Origin of the sequence: Marinobacter sp. MMG032 (genome assembly GCF_040112695.1) — a bacterium.
GTDB lineage: Bacteria > Pseudomonadota > Gammaproteobacteria > Pseudomonadales > Oleiphilaceae > Marinobacter > Marinobacter salsuginis.
Genome location: NZ_CP157802.1, coordinates 2,383,407 through 2,402,201, shown reverse-complemented (window position 1 = coordinate 2,402,201; position 18,795 = coordinate 2,383,407). Strand labels below are relative to the sequence as shown.

General features: G+C 55.9%; 16 protein-coding genes. 3 read left to right on the top strand and 13 right to left on the bottom strand.

What is annotated here, in order from left to right:
• Nucleotides 1-8: 8 nt before the first annotated feature.
• Both ABNF92_RS11040 and nhaB read right to left on the bottom strand, forming a co-directional pair.
• Nucleotides 9-845: a transporter substrate-binding domain-containing protein gene (locus tag ABNF92_RS11040; RefSeq protein ID WP_349342154.1), complete on the bottom strand. Its 837-nt coding sequence runs from the start codon at nt 843-845 to the stop codon at nt 9-11.
• Between the two features lie 91 nt (nt 846-936).
• Nucleotides 937-2,442: a sodium/proton antiporter NhaB gene (gene nhaB / locus ABNF92_RS11035; RefSeq protein WP_153637121.1), complete on the bottom strand. Its 1,506-nt coding sequence runs from the start codon at nt 2,440-2,442 to the stop codon at nt 937-939.
• Between the two features lie 383 nt (nt 2,443-2,825).
• Between nhaB and ABNF92_RS11030 the strand changes: the two genes are divergently transcribed.
• Genes ABNF92_RS11030 through ABNF92_RS11020 form a run of 3 tightly spaced genes read left to right on the top strand, consistent with a single transcriptional unit; the run spans nt 2,826 to nt 8,041 of the window.
• The gene (locus ABNF92_RS11030; protein WP_349342153.1) at nt 2,826-4,895 is read left to right on the top strand and encodes a TonB-dependent siderophore receptor; all 2,070 of its coding nucleotides are present in this window, start codon (nt 2,826-2,828) and stop codon (nt 4,893-4,895) included.
• A gap of 28 nt (nt 4,896-4,923) precedes the next feature.
• The gene (locus ABNF92_RS11025) at nt 4,924-5,859 is read left to right on the top strand and encodes an AraC family transcriptional regulator (protein ID WP_349342152.1); all 936 of its coding nucleotides are present in this window, start codon (nt 4,924-4,926) and stop codon (nt 5,857-5,859) included.
• Nucleotides 5,860-5,911: 52 nt separating this feature from the next.
• Complete coding sequence (locus ABNF92_RS11020) at nt 5,912-8,041, top strand: TonB-dependent siderophore receptor (protein ID WP_349342151.1); 2,130 nt, start codon at nt 5,912-5,914, stop codon at nt 8,039-8,041.
• Nucleotides 8,042-8,079: 38 nt separating this feature from the next.
• Here the strand turns inward: ABNF92_RS11020 and glmS are convergent, their stop codons facing one another.
• From glmS to ABNF92_RS10965, 11 genes are all read right to left on the bottom strand, one after another.
• Nucleotides 8,080-9,912, bottom strand: coding sequence for a glutamine--fructose-6-phosphate transaminase (isomerizing) (glmS, locus tag ABNF92_RS11015; RefSeq protein WP_349342150.1), 1,833 nt, complete (start codon nt 9,910-9,912; stop codon nt 8,080-8,082).
• A gap of 30 nt (nt 9,913-9,942) precedes the next feature.
• Nucleotides 9,943-11,307 carry a bifunctional UDP-N-acetylglucosamine diphosphorylase/glucosamine-1-phosphate N-acetyltransferase GlmU gene (gene glmU, locus ABNF92_RS11010; RefSeq protein ID WP_136630337.1) on the bottom strand — a complete coding sequence of 455 codons (1,365 nt, stop codon included), beginning with the start codon at nt 11,305-11,307 and terminating at the stop codon, nt 9,943-9,945.
• 149 nt (nt 11,308-11,456) lie between these two features.
• Nucleotides 11,457-11,879 (bottom strand): F0F1 ATP synthase subunit epsilon, encoded by a 423-nt coding sequence (locus ABNF92_RS11005; protein WP_008172596.1) that lies wholly within the window; start codon nt 11,877-11,879, stop codon nt 11,457-11,459.
• 47 nt (nt 11,880-11,926) lie between these two features.
• Nucleotides 11,927-13,321: a F0F1 ATP synthase subunit beta gene (gene atpD / locus ABNF92_RS11000; RefSeq protein WP_008172594.1), complete on the bottom strand. Its 1,395-nt coding sequence runs from the start codon at nt 13,319-13,321 to the stop codon at nt 11,927-11,929.
• Nucleotides 13,322-13,376: 55 nt separating this feature from the next.
• Entirely contained in the window at nt 13,377-14,240 is an 864-nt protein-coding gene (gene atpG / locus ABNF92_RS10995; RefSeq protein ID WP_305965360.1) for a F0F1 ATP synthase subunit gamma, read from the bottom strand.
• A gap of 75 nt (nt 14,241-14,315) precedes the next feature.
• Nucleotides 14,316-15,860, bottom strand: a complete 1,545-nt coding sequence (atpA, locus tag ABNF92_RS10990; protein WP_136630338.1) for a F0F1 ATP synthase subunit alpha — start codon at nt 15,858-15,860, stop codon at nt 14,316-14,318.
• 28 nt (nt 15,861-15,888) lie between these two features.
• Nucleotides 15,889-16,425 carry a F0F1 ATP synthase subunit delta gene (locus ABNF92_RS10985; protein WP_069182394.1) on the bottom strand — a complete coding sequence of 179 codons (537 nt, stop codon included), beginning with the start codon at nt 16,423-16,425 and terminating at the stop codon, nt 15,889-15,891.
• Between the two features lie 15 nt (nt 16,426-16,440).
• Nucleotides 16,441-16,911: a F0F1 ATP synthase subunit B gene (locus ABNF92_RS10980; protein ID WP_174805021.1), complete on the bottom strand. Its 471-nt coding sequence runs from the start codon at nt 16,909-16,911 to the stop codon at nt 16,441-16,443.
• 69 nt (nt 16,912-16,980) lie between these two features.
• Nucleotides 16,981-17,238: a F0F1 ATP synthase subunit C gene (atpE, locus tag ABNF92_RS10975; protein ID WP_012138088.1), complete on the bottom strand. Its 258-nt coding sequence runs from the start codon at nt 17,236-17,238 to the stop codon at nt 16,981-16,983.
• A gap of 75 nt (nt 17,239-17,313) precedes the next feature.
• Nucleotides 17,314-18,186 (bottom strand): F0F1 ATP synthase subunit A, encoded by an 873-nt coding sequence (gene atpB / locus ABNF92_RS10970; protein ID WP_069182395.1) that lies wholly within the window; start codon nt 18,184-18,186, stop codon nt 17,314-17,316.
• Between the two features lie 19 nt (nt 18,187-18,205).
• A complete protein-coding gene (locus ABNF92_RS10965) occupies nt 18,206-18,604 on the bottom strand; it encodes a F0F1 ATP synthase subunit I (RefSeq protein ID WP_069182396.1) in 399 nt (132 codons plus the stop codon).
• Nucleotides 18,605-18,795: the final 191 nt, after the last annotated feature.

The window sequence follows — 18,795 nt, the reverse complement described above, 5'->3', positions numbered from 1 at the left end:
AAAGATGGCTATCGGTATTGTTCCGGAAAGCCCGGTATCACAAAGCTCTCCCCGAACTTGCGTATCGGGGGCACTTCACCCTGTTCAGCCAGACGCAGGTAGGCATCGTCAAACTCTTCCCGCAAAATCGCTGCTTTGGGATTAGCAAGCGAAAACAGCCAGGTTAGATTTCTTAAACGAATCTCTGATTCACGAATCTTCTCGTCTTCGGGCATTATCAGAGTTTCCAGAACAGGATCCCGGTGTCCGAACAAGTATTGTCCGCGGCCAAGCTTGAGCATGTCCAAAGCCGCTCGATAATTGGGTGCCTGAGTGACGTCAATTGAACTCTCGCCCTCCAGCCAATACAAAAGCCCGCCATAGGTGTATCCAGCAATCGTGATTACTGTCTTCCCCCGCAATTGATCAAAATGGGACAGTGGTTCTGTTCCCTCCAAATACCAGGCGCTCAATTGGGAAGCGAAGGGACTCACCCAGGTTTCGAGAACTTCACCCTTTAGAGCCGGGACGTTGGCTGATCCAGGCCAAACATCAATCCGGCCGTTGCGCAAATACAGGTAAACACGACTGATGGGAAGGTAGAGGAATTCCGGTTCATAGCCCGCTTCGATCGCCACTTTTCGGGTAATCTCAATGAACGTGCCCGCCGGACTGCCATCGGCTTTCTGATAGGTCATCGGAGGAAAGTCGACATAGGCGATTTTGAGCAGTTTGCTGGCTGTTCCCGCTTCAGCGAGCGCGCCCGATGCTAAAAATAATCCTGCCAGCAATGCACAAATTCGGATACTGACAAAGCGCATGGCTTCAGACATCAGGGAAAGGCGGGCTGGGAAGTTTCTTGGCATGGAATCCGTGTTGTTGTGATCTGTTTAAGCAAAGATTAACAGACCCGCGCAAATCTGCACTGACACCGCCCGCAAAAATCTGAACAGAATGTCAAATATGGTTAATAACCATGTACAGGCCCACACCGCCCATGACCAGCATATAGGGAAACGCCATGATCACCATCTTGCCGTAGGACAGACGAACCAGCGGCGCAATGGCAGACGTCAGCAGGAACAGGAAAGCCGCCTGGCCATTCGGGGTCGCCACACTGGGAAGATTGGTGCCGGTGTTTATGGCAACCGCCAGCTTCTGGAAGTGATCATAGCTGATCGCACCTGCATCCAGGGCCTGCTTCACCTCACTGATATACACGGTGGCAACGAACACGTTATCGCTGATCATCGACAGTACGCCATTGGCAATAAAGAACATGCCCGGCTGCCGGGCTTCGGGAAGCGACAGAACGTAATCAATGATCGGCTTGAACAGGTGCTGTTCGTGGATCACCGCAACCACCGCGAAGAACACTACCAGCAGAGAGGTAAACGGCAGGGATTCCTGGAAAGCCTTGCCAATCTGATGCTCGTCGGTGACACCGGTAAATGAGGTAATCAGGATTATCACCAGAAGGCCAATCAAGCCGACCTCGGCCAGGTGGAATGCCAGGCCCACCACCAGAACTGCCGCGGCAAACGCCTGTACCCAGAGTGCGGCCTGATCAGCCTTGGTACGCTTGGCCCGCTCGTTCTCGGCAAACTCCTCCAGCACGCGGCGCACGGGTTTGGGCAAGCGCCCGCCGTAGCCAAACCAACGCAGCTTCTCCAGAGCCCAGCAGGTAAACAACCCGGCCGCCAGCACCGGTAGACTCACCGGCGCCATGTGCAGGAAGAAACCGGCAAAATCCCAGCCCACTACCTTGGCAATCAGCAGGTTCTGCGGCTCGCCCACCATGGTGGCCACGCCACCCAGGGCTGTACCGATTGCACCGTGCATCAACAGGCTGCGCAAAAAGGCCCTGAAGTTTTCCAGATCTTCCCGGTGCAGTTCGATCACTTCGTCATCACTGCCAGCGTTGTGGTCCTTGTGCTGATAGCCCTTACCGGAAGCCACCTTGTGGTAAACCGAGTAGAAACCTACTGCGACGCTGATGATTACCGCCGTCACCGTCAGGGCGTCCAGGAAAGCCGAAAGAATCGCCGCCGCGCAGCAGAACAATAATGACAGAGCCGACTTGGAGCGCACACCCACCAGAATCTGGGTGAAAGTCACCAGCAGCAGCTCCTTCATGAAATAGATGCCCGCCACCATGAACATCAGCAGCAGGATAACAGGGAAATTGGTGAGCACTTCCAGATAGACCGCGTCCGGCGTGGTCAACCCGATCAGCAAGGCCTCCACCGCCAGCAGACCACCCGGCAGCAGCGGGTAGCACTTCAGGGCCATAGCCAGGGTAAAAATAAACTCCGCAATCAGAAGCCAGCCGGCCGTTCCCGGCCCCAGGGTCCACATGACAATCGGGTTGGCGACAAGAAACAACAGGATGACCTGCTTGTACCAGACGGGCGCCTTGCCAAGGAAGTTGTGGGTAAAGCCGGAAATAACGGTAGTGGGCATTACGGAAATCTTCTGAGAAAACGGTTATTGGTATTGTGTGGCAGCAGGCTCGAATCTTCCTTGATATTTGCGTACCGGGGTATGGTCCAAAGGTACAAATCTGAGACCACTTTTGGTCTTAATAACAAAAAGAAAAGCTCAAAGGTCTCGCCAACACGACTATTTTCGTAACATTACTTAAATTAAACCCCTAATGCGACGGCATTTTAACCGATTTCCGCGGTCATGCGGTGATTTCATTAAAAATTTACCGTGTCATTTCTGCTCAAACCTACTGCATCTAAATGATATTGGTTTGCATTACGATTTATTTAAGAATAACATTCGGCGGATTTGATGACTTTCACCACTTAACCACTGTCCGCTATGAAGGTGTTCCCATTATGCCCGCCGTCGTTTTACCCAAGCCTTTGGCCCTCGCAATCCGTCTGACCCTGAGTATTGGTATTGCGACGGCGTCAACGCCACTTCTGGCGCAGGACGAGGCCGAAACCAGCCTGGATGCACTCGTGGTCTCAGCCACCGCACTGAAAGTTGAAACACCTCTGGTAGAAACGCCCCGCCCAGCTTCCGTGGTTGATGAAGAAGAGCTTCGTGAGCGCAACGTACAATCCCTTGATGAAACATTCCGCTATCGCGCCGGCGTGGTTTCCGGCCACTACGGCGCGGACAACGACACTGACTGGTTCAAAATCCGGGGTTTCGACCAGGCCACCTATCAGGACGGCTTGCGCATCTATCGCGAGGGTTTCTATCAGTGGCTGCCGGAAACCTATGGCCTTGAACGCGTGGAACTTCTCAAGGGACCCGCGTCCATTCTTTACGGTGAGGCACCCCCTGGCGGCGTAATCAACGCCATCAGTAAACGCCCGACCGATCAGGCGCAGGGAGAACTGCAGATTCAGGCTGGCACCAACGAGCACCGCCAATTGGGTCTGGACACCTCAGGCCCGATTGGAGACAGCGATTCGGTCAGCTATCGCCTGGTTGGCCTGTACCGTTCCACCGATGGTGATATTGACTACACCGAAAACGAGCGCTATTACCTGGCGCCCAGCCTGCGCTGGGATGTGTCCGAGGATACCTCCCTGACGTTCCTGGCGAGTCTTCAGAAGGATGATGCCGTACCCTACAATGGCTTCAAGCTGGCTTACGGCACGATCCAGGACACGCCCTTTGGCAAGGTTGAACCTTCCACCTTTTACGGCGAACCCGGATACGACACCAACGAACGTACCCAGTCCTCTGTCGGTTACAGCCTTTCACATCGCTTCAACAACACCTGGGAGTTTCAACAGGATACCCGTTACAGCGAGCTTGACCTGCTACTGCGCAGTATCTACATGTCGTTCCAGAGTGGCCCGAGAGAAGGGACCCGCGGCATCGTCTATCGCGATGGGGATCTGTCCAGCTGGACGGTGGATAACCGGCTGGTGGGAACTTGGTTTACTGACCGCACTGAAAACACCCTGTTGATTGGTGTGGACTATCAGGACCTCGAAACCAACGGTCTGGAGCTGGATAATTTCGCCTTTTCCACGATCGACATCTTCGACCCGACCTACGGTAATTTCACGCCGGTATCGCCTGCAGACCTGACCCTCCGAAACATCACCAAGGAGCAAACCGGCCTTTATCTCCAGAATCAGCTCCGACTGGACGACCGCTGGATTTTTCTCGCGGGCGCGCGGTACGACCAGGCTGAAGTGGTTGATCGCAACCTGACCGCGGATTCCCGGCAGAGAGCCGATGACGATCAGATATCTCTCTCCGGTGGGGTTATGTACCTCGCGGACAATGGCTTCTCGCCATACCTTTCGTGGACCGAGTCGTTCCAACCGATTGCCGGCGTGGATAACAACGGCAACCTTTACGAACCGCGGGTTGGTGAACAGTTGGAATTCGGCGTCAAATACGCTCCGAACAGTCTGGACGGCTATGTGACGGCGGCCATCTATAACATTGAGGAAGAAAACTCACTGGTCACCAGTCCCTCCGGCTTTCAGGTTCAGGGAGGCGTCAGGGAAACCCAGGGCTTTGAACTTGAGAGTGTCGCCTATCTGACCGAACAGCTCGAGTTGACAGCTGCCTACACCTACAACGACGCGACAACGGACAACACCTCCGACAACCAGCCCGCGGCTGCTGCGAATCTGATCCCCCGTCATTCTGCGTCGGTTTGGCTGGACTACGCCTTCCAGGATTTTGCGCCGGGTCTGAAGCTCGGTGGTGGCGCCCGGTACGTTGGCAGTACCGACGACAGCTTCACGGGAACCGAGGTGCCTTCTTACACGGTGGTGGACCTGATGGCACAGTACCAGTTCATGGATAACTGGGTGGCACAGCTGAACGTGAACAACGTTGCTGATCGCGAGTACGTCGCCAGCTGTGAGTTCTACTGTTACTACGGCGAAGAGCGCAGTGTGGTCGGCACCCTGAGCTATCGCTGGTAAATCCCCTGCCCGGTAACAGGAGTACCCGATGACCCCGTCAAGCCGGCAGACCCAGCTGGGCAGAATCGGGAAGGTTCTGGATTACATCCACCTGAACCTGGACAAGCCGCTGGCCGTTACCAGCCTTGCCAGGATCGGGGGATGGTCCCGCTGGCAATTCAACCGTGTGTTCGCCTTCGAGACCGGTCAATGCGTCGGGCAGTATGTGAGGGAACTGCGGCTGAGCCTGGCGGCGGAAATGCTGCTGTTTACCGATCAGCGCATCATCGATATTGGTCTGGCCTGCGGTTTTGGCTCCGACATCAGCTTCAGCCGCAGTTTCAAACAGCATTTCGGGTGTCCACCGGCCCAATACCGGCGCCGAGGACTGCCGTGCCTGCTGAGTACGCCCTTATGTCTCAATCCGGCCCTTCTGCCGGATGCCTCCCTCCGGGCCCGAGTTCCTGCCATCCGGCTTGATTCAAGGCCGGCGTTCACCGTGGCCGGTCGCTCCGAGAAGATACGGGGACTGTTCTCGTCCAATCCTGATTTCAACGTCAAGGTCCCTGCGCTCTGGGGTTCGTTATCAGCCGCCGGGCTGCTGCCAGAGGAGCGACCCAGGTTTGGCGTTCTTGATCTCTCCGGGGGAGCGGGTCCCGAATTCCACTATCTGGCTGGTGTTGAAACCGGTGAAGCCCACGCTCCTCAAGGTCTCGAAGTGCTTCAGGTGCCTGCCCAGAATTACGCGGTGGTCTCCTTTCAGGGCCCCATCCGCTCACTCGCTGAAATCCTGAAATGGTTTTTCAATGCCTGGCTTCCACATGCCGGCTGCAAGGCGGTCTATGGATTTGATCTGGAGGTCTACCCTCCGGAATTCGACGCCCGGGCGCCGGAAGTGAGCATGGAATACTGGATTCCAGTCGTGCTTGAGACACCATTAATTACCGGCATGCACCAATCGGTTAAGTCCTGTTCAACCAGATAAATATAATGGGAATGATTCGCAATTAATCATTCGAGGTTTAACAGGACCCATTATGCATTCACACGTTATCAAACCCTCCGCACTGGCTGTTGCCATTGGCCTGGCTGTCAGCCAGATGGCTGCCGCAGACTCCAATGACCCCCTGGAACTGGACACCATGACGGTGTACGGCGAGACCTACCGAAACACCGCCACCAAGACGGCACTGGAACCGGGCGAAACCCCGCAAAGCATCTCCGTTCTGGACCAACAGGCCCTGGAAATGCGCGATGCGGACTCGGTTGCGTCAGCGCTTCGTTATGCGCCGGGTGTGAACACCGAGTTGCGAGGCGGGGCTGTGGGCCGACTGGATCTGTTCAGCATCCGCGGTTTTATCAACTACCAGAATTATTATGACGGCCTGCAACTGCTCTACAACGACTGGAATCTACAGCCCCAGATTGATCTGAAGGCTGTGGAGCAAGTTGAGGTCTTCCGGGGCCCTACATCGACGCTATACGGGTCCATGCCGCCGGGCGGGATGGTGAATCTGATCGGCAAACAGCCCTCCACCGAGAGCTTTAACAAGATTGAGGTGGCGGGTGGTTCCCGCAATCTGGCGGAAGCCTCCGTTGAGAGCCGGGGTCAACTGGGCGATTCCAGCCTGTCCTACAGCCTGGTGGGTCTGACCCGTACCCGGGATGGTCAGGCCGAAACCTCCGAGGAGGAGCGCCACATGATCGCGCCGTCGGTGGATTGGCAGGTGAGCGAGGACACACTCATCAACTTCAACCTCTACTATCAGAAAGATCCGGCCATGGGGATTTATACCACCCTGTCCGCTTCCGGTCTGTTCCTGCCCAACCCCAATGGCGAACTGCCGCAGGATGCCTTCTCCGGCGACGCCAACTGGAATGAGTTTGAAAAAGAGGTGTTGCTGGCCGGCTACAAGGTCAACCACAACATCAACGACAACTGGAATTTCCTGCAAAACTTCCGGTACACCGACGCGGAAGCGTTTCAGACCAACACCTACGGAACGGGTCTGGCCGCGGATGGCAGGACTCTCTCCCGACAGGCCTATCTTACAGATGAGACAACCACCGGCTTCACCGTGGACAACCAGTTTTCGGGACGCTTTCAGACCGGATCGGCCCGGCACAATATACTGGTGGGCCTGGATTACTTCAGTCTCGACTCAGACGTAATCTACGAGGATACCGCAGCCCCCGCCATCGATCTGTTTGATCCGGACTACTACCAGATCACTCAAGACAACATAAATATAGAGAACACCGCACTGTCTTCTGACTTCAATATTCGCAAGAAGCAGCTTGGCATCTATTTCCAGGACCAGATCGAACTGAACCGGTTCGTAATCATTGGCGGCGTCCGCTGGGATGATTTCACCGGTGAGGAAAAAGGCAGACAATACGGTGGCACGGTCGACAGGAAGCTTGACCAGGACAACGTTTCCACTCGCGCGGGCGTGATGTATCGGGGTGCCAACGGCCTCTCACCTTACATCAATTATGCCGAAAGCTTTGAGCCACAAACCGGCAGTGACCGCAATGGCAATGAGTTTGATCCGTCGACAGGCGACCAGTGGGAGCTAGGTGTGAAATACCAGTCCCAGGATCAGCAAACATCAGCCAACCTTGCGTTTTACCAGATCACCAAGGACAACGTGCCGACTCGCGACCCCAACGGTGGCCCTTATGATCAGATCCAGGCCGGGGAAGTACGTTCCCAGGGCATCGAACTTGAAGCCCGGGCACAGCCCATCGACAGCCTGTTGGTGACCGCCAGCTACACGCTGCAGGATGTTGAGGTCACCAAGGACAATACCGGACTGAAAGGTCGAACGCCGGTCTGGGTACCCGAGCACCTTCTGTCTGTGTGGGCCGATTATGGCTTTTATGACGGACCTTTGAATGGCCTGGTTGCAGGCATTGGTGCCCGGTACATCGGCGAAGCTGAATACAACGCCGCCACCAATGAGGGGAACGTACCAGATACAACACTGGTGGATATCGCCCTGCGTTATAGCCTGGGCCGAGTCTCCCACACGTTGCGAGGTACCGAACTGGGCCTGTCAGTTAACAACCTCACCGATGAGCGCTATTACAGCTGTTTCGACAGTTCCAACTGCTGGTTTGGCGAGGAACGAACGGTAGAGGCGTCTGTTTCCTATCGCTTCTGAGGCTATGACTAAAAAGCCCCGCGTATGCGGGGCTTTTTTCATTCAACGGTAACGCTTTTGGCCAGATTGCGGGGCTGGTCCACATCGGTGCCCTTAAGCACGGCTACATGATAGGAAAGTAGCTGCAGTGGCACGGTGTAGACAATCGGGGCCGTAATCGGATGCACGGAAGGAATCTGCATCACATGAAGGCCCTCTTCGGCTTTCACATTGGCCCTCTTATCAGCAAAGACAAACAGCTCGCCGCCGCGGGCCCGCACTTCTTCCAAGTTGGACTTCAACTTCTCAACCAGATCATTGTTGGGCGCGACGGTGACCACCGGCATTTCGCTGTCAACGAGTGCCAGGGGACCATGCTTCAGTTCACCGGCCGGATAGGCCTCGGCGTGAATGTAGGAGATTTCCTTGAGCTTGAGGGCACCTTCCAGGGCAACCGGGAACTGGGAACCGCGGCCCAGGAACAGGCTGTGGTTCTTGTCCATGAAGGCTTTGGACATCTCGGCAATCTCGGCATCCAGGGCCAGGACATCACTGACCTGGCCAGGCAGCAGATGGATGGCCTCAACGATCTCTGCTTCCTGCTCTTCCGGCAGCCCGTTGTGACGAGCAAGAGCCAGGGTGAAAAGGAGCAGTGCGGTCAGTTGGGTGGTAAAGGCCTTGGTGGAGGCCACGCCGATTTCCGGTCCGGCCTGGGTCATGATCACCAGGTCGGATTCCCGCACCAGGGAGCTGCCCGGCACGTTGCAGATGGCCAGCGCCGCCCGGAAGCCTGCTTTCTTGGCCTGGCGCAGGGCCGCCAAGGTATCGGCGGTTTCGCCGGACTGGGAGATACACAAGAACAGGGTGTCCTGCTGGATCACGTGCTTGCGGTAACGAAACTCAGAGGCCACTTCCACCGAGCAGGCAATACCAGCCAACTCCTCGATCCAGTAACGGGCCACCATACCGGCATGGTAACTGGTGCCGCAGGCAATGATCTGTACGTGACGAACGTTCTCAAGGAGATTTGCTGCCTCGGTACCCAATGCCTGTTCCAGCACCCGGGTTTTGGTGACCCTGCCTTCCATGGTGGCCTTGATCACTTTGGGCTGCTCATAAATTTCCTTGAGCATGAAATGACGGTATTCGCCCTTGTCGGCTGAATCGGCGCCATGTTCGAAACGAGTTACTTCCCGCTCCACCGACTGACCCTCGCGATCGAGAACAGTGATGGCATCCTTGCGGATGTCGGCAATGTCCCCTTCATCCAGGAACATGAAGCGATCGGTGACCGGCAGCAGCGCGAGCTGGTCCGACGCGATGAAGTTCTCACCGATACCCACGCCGATCACCAGGGGGCTGCCCTCACGGCACACGACAAGATGGTCCGGTTCATCGGCGTGAACAACGGCCAGGGCATAGGCGCCACGAAGACGGGCAATGGCGGCCCGCACCGAATCATGGAGATTCCCCAGGGTCCGGTAGTTCTTCTCGATGAGGTGGGCAACGACTTCAGTATCAGTCTGGGAGGAAAACTCGAAACCGTCCGCCCGCAGCTCTTCGCGCAGCTCCTGATAGTTCTCGATAATGCCGTTATGGACGATCGCAAGCCGCTCGCCGGACATATGCGGGTGGGCATTGATCTGGGACGGCTCACCGTGGGTGGCCCAGCGGGTGTGCGCAATGCCCAGATGACCTGCAAGCGGGTTGGCTTTCATGGCGTCGCCGAGCGCGGCAACCTTGCCGACTTCCCTTGCACGCTGGACGCTGTGGTCACCACCGATCACGGCCATGCCCGCGGAGTCATACCCGCGATATTCCAGACGGCGCAGACCCTCAAGAAGGATGCCCTGAACGTCCCTTTCCGAAACCGCGCCTACAATTCCACACATGCTGCTCTACCTGTCTGTCGATCGTTTAAATCAGTGTTTCTTCGGCTTTTCCCAACCGGAGATATTCCGCTGTCGGCCCCGCGCCACGGCCAGCTCGTGGTCTGCTACGTCACGGGTAATGGTCGACCCCGCACCAATGGTCGCCTCCGCGGCAACAGTCACCGGAGCTACCAGGGCCGTGTTGGAACCAACAAAGACCCCATCGCCGAGCACCGTCTGATACTTGTTAACACCATCATAATTACACGTGATGGTTCCTGCACCCACATTCACATTACGACCCAGTGAGGCATCGCCCACGTAGCTCAGGTGGTTGATCTTGCTGCCTTCACCGACGATCGCCTTCTTGGTTTCCACAAAGTTGCCAACCTTGGTATTTGCGGCCAGTTCGGTGCCCGGACGAATTCGGGCAAATGGCCCAATCTGCGCGTGAGCGCCAATCACTGCCCCTTCGATCACACTGTTGGCCTTGATCTCGGCACCATCGGCAATGGTCGTATCCTTGATGACACAGCCCGGGCCAATGGACACGTTGCTGCCCAGGTTGACCTTACCCTCGAAGACCACGTTCACATCGATCCAGAGATCATTGCCAATCGTCAGCTCGCCACGAACATCCAACCGGGCAGGATCGGCGAGCGTGGCGCCTTCTGTCATCAGTCGGTCAGCCTGTTGACGCTGGAACCAGCGCTCCAGTTCCGCCAGTTGCAGGCGATTATTAACCCCCTGCACTTCAAAGGGATTCTCCGGCTGGGATACCGAAATACCCAGACCCTGATCCACTGCCATGGCAATGATGTCAGTCAGGTAGTATTCACCCTGGGCATTACTGTTGGAGAGGGTCGGCAGCCAGTTCTTCAGATGTTTTGCGGACACCGCCAGGATGCCGGTATTCACCTCGCGGATCTGCTGCTGCTCGGCAGACGCGTCTTTCTGCTCCACGATGGATTGCACCTTGCCATCAGCGTTTCGGACGATCCGACCGTAACCCTGGGGGTTGTCCATAGTCACCGTCAACAAACCCAGGGTGTTGTCATCCAGGGTCCCAACCAGCCCGTCGAGCGTTTCATGTCGCGTCAAAGGCACATCGCCATAAAGTACGAGAACCCGCGCATCATCCGGCAGGTCCGGCAGGGCCTGGGCCACAGCGTGACCGGTACCCAGTTGTTCGCTCTGGGTTACCCAGTTTACCGAGGCCTCATCGGTAGTTTCGCGAACTTTCTCGGCGCCATGACCAATCACAGTGTGAATCTTTTCCGCGCCAAGCTGTTTCGCCGTTGCAATCACATGATGAAGCATGGGGCGGCCGGCAATCGGATGCAGCACCTTTGGCAATGCGGATTTCATTCTGGAACCCTGGCCGGCGGCCAGAATGACGACGTGTAGCGGGCTCATGGAAAAGTCAGGCTCCTGGAGTGTTGAGTCTCTGAATACTGAAAATAAAAAAACCGCACCCTTCAGGGCCGGATGGCCAACGTAACACGTTGGTCTTCCAGCCGCTCAGGATGCGGCTTCGGTGTTCGGCAAACCCGAAACGGAAATGCTTATCGCATTTTGTTACGCAGCTGCTGGATGGTACGAAGCTGAGCAACAGCTTCGGCCAGCTCTGCAGCGGCACGGGAGTACTCGAATTCACCGGTCTTGTTGGCAAGTGCTTTCTCGGCTTCTTTCTGAGCTTCGAGCGCGGCTGCTTCGTCCACATCCTTTGCACGAACCGCGGTATCCGCCAACAAAGTCACCAGATTGGGCTGAACTTCCAGATACCCGCCGGACACGTAAAGAATCTCTTCTTCACCGCCCTGCTTGATAATCCGAATAGGGCCCGGCTTCAGCTGGGTCAGCAGCGGAGTGTGACCCGGGGCAATACCCAGGTCACCTTCAGAACCGGCTGCGATCAGCATTTCCACCAATCCGGAATAGATCTTTGTTTCGGCACTTACCACATCACAATGCACGGTCATACCCATGTCAGTTGCCTCTTTGATCGATCCGGAAACAAATGCGTCGGCTCAGATTAGCTCTTTGCCTTGCTCTTCATTTCCTTCGCTTTCTCGACCGCTTCCTCAATGGTACCAACCATGTAGAACGCCTGCTCGGGCAATTCGTCATAGTCACCATTCAGGATGCCCTTAAAGCTGCTGATGGTTTCCTTGAGGGAAACGTACTTACCGGGGGAACCGGTGAATACTTCAGCAACGTGGAACGGCTGGGACAGAAAACGCTCGATCTTACGGGCACGGGCAACGGTCAGTTTGTCTTCTTCTGACAGTTCGTCCATACCCAGGATGGCGATGATGTCTTTCAGCTCCTTGTAGCGCTGCAGGTTAGTCTGCACGCCACGGGCCACTTCGTAGTGCTCCTGGCCGATGATCAGCGGATCCAACTGACGAGAGGTGGAATCCAGCGGATCGATCGCCGGGTAGATACCCTTGGAAGCGATGTCACGGCTCAGTACCACGGTCGCATCCAGGTGCGAGAAGGTGGTTGCAGGCGACGGGTCAGTCAAGTCATCCGCCGGTACGTAGACCGCCTGGATGGACGTGATGGAACCGTTCTTGGTGGAGGTAATACGCTCCTGCAGCTGACCCATCTCTTCGGCCAGAGTCGGCTGGTAACCTACCGCAGACGGCATACGGCCGAGCAGTGCGGATACTTCGGTACCGGCCAGGGTGTAACGGTAGATGTTGTCAACGAACAACAGTACGTCACGACCTTCGTCCCGGAACTTCTCAGCCATGGTGAGACCGGTCAGGGCCACACGCAGACGGTTTCCAGGGGGCTCGTTCATCTGGCCATAAACCATGGCAACCTTATCGAGAACGTTGGACTCCTTCATTTCATAGTAGAAGTCGTTACCTTCCCGGGTCCGCTCACCAACACCTGCGAATACGGAGAGACCGGAGTGCTCTTTCGCGATGTTGTTGATCAGTTCCATCATGTTTACGGTTTTACCAACACCGGCACCACCGAACAGACCAACCTTACCACCCTTGGCGAACGGGCAGATCAGGTCGATAACCTTGATGCCAGTTTCCAGCAGGTCCGCAGACGCTGCCTGGTCGGCGTAGCCCGGGGCCTTACGGTGAATCGCCCAACGCTCTTCTTCGCCGATCTCGCCGGCTTCGTCGATGGGGCGACCCAGAACGTCCATGATACGGCCCAGAGTCTGGGTACCCACCGGTACCGAAATCGGGTTGCCGGTGTTTTCTGCTTTCAGGCCACGCTTCAGGCCTTCGGTACTGCCCATGGCGATGGTACGAACAATGCCGTCGCCCAGCTGCTGCTGGACTTCCAGAGTTGTTTCGCCACCTTCAAGCAGCAGTGCGTCATATACTTTGGGTACGGAGTCACGTGGGAATTCCACGTCGATAACCGCGCCAATGATCTGAACGATTTGTCCGCTACTCATGCTCGGTTCCTCGTTATCTTGATAGTCAATAAAACCAGTTGGATTGTGGGCTGGATCAGACCGAAGCGGCGCCGCTCACAATCTCCGATATCTCTTGGGTAATGGCTGCCTGACGCGCCTTGTTATAAGCCAGCTGAAGCTCGTCGATAATGCTACCGGCGTTGTCAGTTGCGCTCTTCATGGCGATCATCCGGGCTGCCTGTTCACATGCCAGATTTTCTACCACACCCTGGTACACTTGGGATTCAATAAAACGTGGCAGAAGGCCATCGAGGATCTGCCTGGCATCGGGCTCGTAGAGATAATCCCACTGGTTCTTGATCTCTTCCTCGTCTTCGCTCTCCGGCAGGGGCAGAAGCTGCTCCACCTTCGGGCTTTGGGTCATGGTGTTAACGAACTCGTTGCTGACCACGTACAGGCGATCAATCTTTCCTTCCGAGAACGCATCCAGCATAACCTTGACGTTGCCGATGAGTTTTTCAGAGCTCGGGCTGTCCCCCAGATGGGTCAGCGCCGCGACGACATTGCCGCCGTAGCTCCGGAAAAAGGAAGCCCCTTTCTGCCCGATGGCGCACAGATCGGTTTCCACTCCTTTTTCTTTCCACGCTTTCATTTCACGGACAAGCGCTTTGAACAGGTTAATGTTCAGACCACCGCAGAGGCCACGATCAGTTGACACCACGATATAGCCCACGCGCTTGACGTCGCGCTCGACCATGAACGGGTGCTTGTACTGAGCATTCGCCTTGGCAATGTGCCCGATCACCTGACGCATCTTGTCGGCATACGGGCGGGTTGCCTGCATGCGCTCCTGAGCCTTACGCATTTTACTCGCAGCCACCATTTCCATGGCGCTGGTGATTTTCTGCGTGCTCTTGATGCTTGATATCTGGTTACGTATTTCTTTGCCGACGGCCATAACTCACTGCCTTCTCAAGTTAGACACTCGTTGCTACGAAAAGCGGCCCGCGACAGTTGCCGCAGGCCCGTTTTCTTACCAGCTCTGAGTGGTCTTGAATTTCTCAAGTGCAGCTTTGAGGCCGGCAGCGATTTCGTCGTTGTAATCGCCTTTCTCGTTGATCTTGTCGAGGAGGTCTTTCTGCTCGGAGCGCATCCAGTCGAGCATCTGCGCTTCAAACTTCACTACCTTGTCGACATCAACGTCGTCCAGGAAGCCTTCGTTGGCTGCGAACAGAACCGTACCCATTTCAGCCACAGACATCGGGCTGTACTGGTTCTGCTTCATGAGTTCCGTTACACGCTGACCGTGCTCAAGCTGCTGACGGGTTGCTTCGTCGAGGTCGGAAGCAAACTGTGCGAAAGCGGCCAGTTCACGATACTGGGCCAGAGCCAGACGGATGTTACCGCCGAGCTTCTTCATGATCTTGGTCTGGGCGGAACCACCTACCCGGGATACGGAGATACCGGCGTTCATCGCCGGACGGATACCGGAGTTGAACAGGTTGGTTTCCAGGAAGATCTGACCGTCGGTAATGGAGATTACGTTGGTCGGTACGAACGCGGACACGTCACCAGCCTGGGTTTCGATGATCGGCAGGGCGGTCAGGGAACCGGTCTTGCCTTTCACTTCACCATTGGTCAGCTGCTCAACGTAGTCAGCGTTTACACGGGACGCTCGCTCCAGCAGACGGGAGTGCAGGTAGAATACGTCACCCGGGTAGGCTTCACGGCCTGGCGGACGACGCAGCAGCAGGGAAATCTGGCGGTAAGCCACGGCCTGCTTGGACAGATCATCATAGATGATCAGGGCGTCTTCGCCACGGTCACGGAAGTATTCACCCATGGAAGTACCGGAGTACGGAGCCAGGAACTGCATCGCTGCAGGATCGGCGGCACCGGCGGCAACCACGATGGTGTGATCCATCGCACCGTGCTCTTCCAGCTTGCGCACAACGGCAGCGATGGAAGACTGCTTCTGACCGACGGCAACATAGATACACTTGATGCCGGTGTCTTTCTGGTTAATGATCGCGTCGATGGCGACAGCGGTCTTACCGATCTGACGGTCACCGATGATCAGCTCACGCTGGCCGCGACCGATCGGCACCATGGTGTCGATTGCCTTCAGACCAGTCTGAACCGGCTCATCAACGGACTGACGTGCGATAACGCCCGGTGCAACCTTCTCGACAGGAGAGGTCAGGTCGGTACCGAGGTCACCCTTGCCGTCGATGGGGTTACCCAGCGCGTCAACAACGCGGCCCATCAGTTCCGGACCAACCGGCACTTCCAGGATGCGACCGGTGCAACGAACTTTCTGGCCTTCAGCCAGATCTTCGTAGTCGCCCAGCACAACCGCACCAACGGAATCACGCTCCAGGTTCAGAGCCATACCGAACGTGCCGTTGGCAAATTCAATCATCTCACCGTACATAACGTCGGCAAGACCGTGGATCAGCACGATACCGTCGGAAACCGACAGGATCGTACCTTCGTTCTTTGCTTCGGAAGAGATATCGAGTTTTTCGATTCTCTTCTTGATGATGTCACTGATCTCGGATGGATTCAGTTGCTGCATGCCAATATCCTCAAACCTTGTGCTGAAATCAGGAGCCCAGAGCGTCGGCCAGCTTGGTCAGCTTTCCGCGTACAGATGCGTCAATGACCAGATCGCCGGTGCGAATAATCACGCCGCCAATCAGAGACTTGTCCAATGACGCTGCGAGTGACACTTGCCGCTCGAGTTTCTTCGAAAGTGCCTGGGCGAGCTTCTGTTGCTGTTCGTCCGTCAGCTCGAAAGCCGCGGTGACATCGATATCAACAGTGCGCTCCAGATCAGCCCGGTACGTGTTGAAGAGCGCTGCAATCTCAGGAAGAAGAGTCAGCCGGCGGTTTTCAGCCAGTACAGCGAAAAAGTTGCGGACCTGATCGGTGACGCCCTCTTCGGCGACCTCCAGAATCAGCTCTGCCTTCTTCTGCTCTTCCAGACCCGGATTCGCGAGAAGCTGTCGAATGTCTTTGTTCGCGGTGACCTGCCCGGCAATTGTCAGCACCTGGGACCACTCAGCCAGCTGTTCATGCTCCTGAGCGGCACTAAATGCTGCCTTTGCGTAGGGACGGGCCAGCGTTCTCAGTTCTGCCATGATGAACCTCGTCGTTTAAAGTTCTGCCGCCAGTTTTTCCAACATCTCGTTGTGCTTGGAGGCATCGACAGAGGTTTCCAGGATCTTCTCAGCACCGGCAACGGCAATGGTGGCAATTTCTGCACGCAAAGCGTCACGAGCCTGATTGCGCTCCTGTTCAATTTCGGCCTTGGCCTGCTCAATCAGCTTCTGGCCTTCCTTGCGGGCGTCATCCTTGGATGCTTCCACAATCTGGGCCGCGCGCTTGTTGGCCTGTTCAATCAGACCAGCAGCTTGCTGCTTGGCTTCACGCAGTTCCTGAGCTGACTTTTCCTGAGCCAGTTCCAGATCGCGCGCAGCGCGGTCTGAGGCAGCCAGTCCGTCAGCGATCTTCTTTTGACGCTCCTGCAGTGCGGCCATGATTGGCGGCCACACATATTTCATGCAGAAGACGACAAAGATAAAGAACGCGATGGCTTGACCAATCATCGTCAAATTAATGTTCACGTCTTCACCTCTCGCCTGTTTTGTTAAGAATCATCTGACCGGGGCGAAACCCCGGCTCTGGCGACTCGATTAACCGGCGATCTGGCCGACAAACGGGTTGGCGAAAGTGAAGAACAGAGCGATACCAACACCGATCATGGTTACGGCGTCCAGCAGACCTGCAACGATGAACATCTTAACCTGCAGCATCGGGGTCATTTCCGGCTGACGCGCAGCGCCTTCCAGGAACTTGCCACCGAGGATACCAAAGCCAATCGCAGTACCCAGGGCACCCAGGCCAATCAGCAGTGCAACGGCAATAGCGGTCATTCCAACTACAGTTTCCATGATAACTCCCAGTTTTCAGTTAGGTTTTTCAGTTTAAGGGTTTAGGGTTTAGAACTACGGCTTAATGGTGTCCGATCAGTGACTGTCTTCGTGAGCCATGCTCAGGTACACGATCGTCAACATCATAAAGATAAATGCCTGCAGGGTGATAACCAGGATGTGGAAAATCGCCCAGGGAACAGACAGTGCCCACTGCGCCCAGAAGGGAAGCAGCGCAATCAGGATGAAGATCAGCTCGCCGGCGTACAGGTTACCGAACAGACGCAGTGCCAGTGAGATCGGCTTGGCGATCAGGCTCACGCCTTCCAGCAGCAGGTTGACCGGAACCAGAAGGATCTTCAGGAACATATTGTCGGAAGAGAAGGGGTGCAGGGTCAGTTCACCCACGAAGCCACCAACTCCTTTCACCTTCAGACTGTAGTAGATGATCAGCGCAAAGACAGACAGGGACATGCCCAGGGTCACGTTCACATCCGTGGTCGGAACCACCTTCATGTATTCAAGACCCATCAGGTGGAACAGCTGCGGCAGGAAATCCACCGGAACCAGGTCCATCAGGTTCATCAGGAATACCCAGCAGAAAATGGTCAGTGACAACGGAGCAATGACCTTGTTCTTTCCGTGGAAGGTTTCTTTCACGCTCTGGTCAACAAACTCGACCATCACTTCAACGAAGTTCTGGAGGCCCCCGGGCTGGTCCGAGGTAGCACGCTTGGCGGCCATTCGGAAAATGAACAGGAACAGGGCACCGAGCGCTACCGCCCAGCCCAGTGAGTCAATGTGCAATGCCCAGAAGCCCATGTCGGATGCTTCCTTGCCGGTGTGAGCCAGCGTCCAGGTTGCATCTTGAAGCACGGTTCCGTCGGCACGCTCATAGCCTGCCGGCAGCTTACCGTAGGTGAGGTTCTGGAGGTGATGCTGGATATATTCGGATGCACTTCCTGCCATAACGGTTTCCCAGGTCCAGTTAGCTTTGCTGCGTATTGCTGCCCGCCAGTAGCGGTGTCAACCAGTTGGTGACCAGCATGATCGCAAATGTTAAAAAAAGTGCCGCTATATCAAGCGGCTGAATCCATTTGAACACCATCGTGAAAAGGATGGCGCACAGGATGAGCTTGCCGGCCTCACCCTGGTAAAAAGAAGTCATGATCTTCTTGGCAGACCGCGCGCCGGCGTAGCGGAATGCCTTGAGCGCAAAATAACCATGGGGGATCAGAAAGATAAGTCCGCCCAGCAGCGCTGAATAACCGGAAACCTGGCCTCGCAAGAGAAACGCCAGGCTGACGAAGACAAGTACCACACCTTCTATTACAAACCATCGTGCGATGGGCGGGCGGCGAATACCGCCTGAAACTGCCTTCGTCATGTTCGTCCCGGAAGTACGGTGCTTTTCAGTCGATGTCGTTTAAAAAGTAAGCAAATACACCGATACGAGCGCCGCAGATTATATGTGTTCAATGTGCACGAATCAACAAAACCGGGCGCGGGCTGATCCGTCAAACGCGGCGGAATAACTGGGGTTCGGCAATTTCAGTCACAAATAGACGGCCGTTCAGA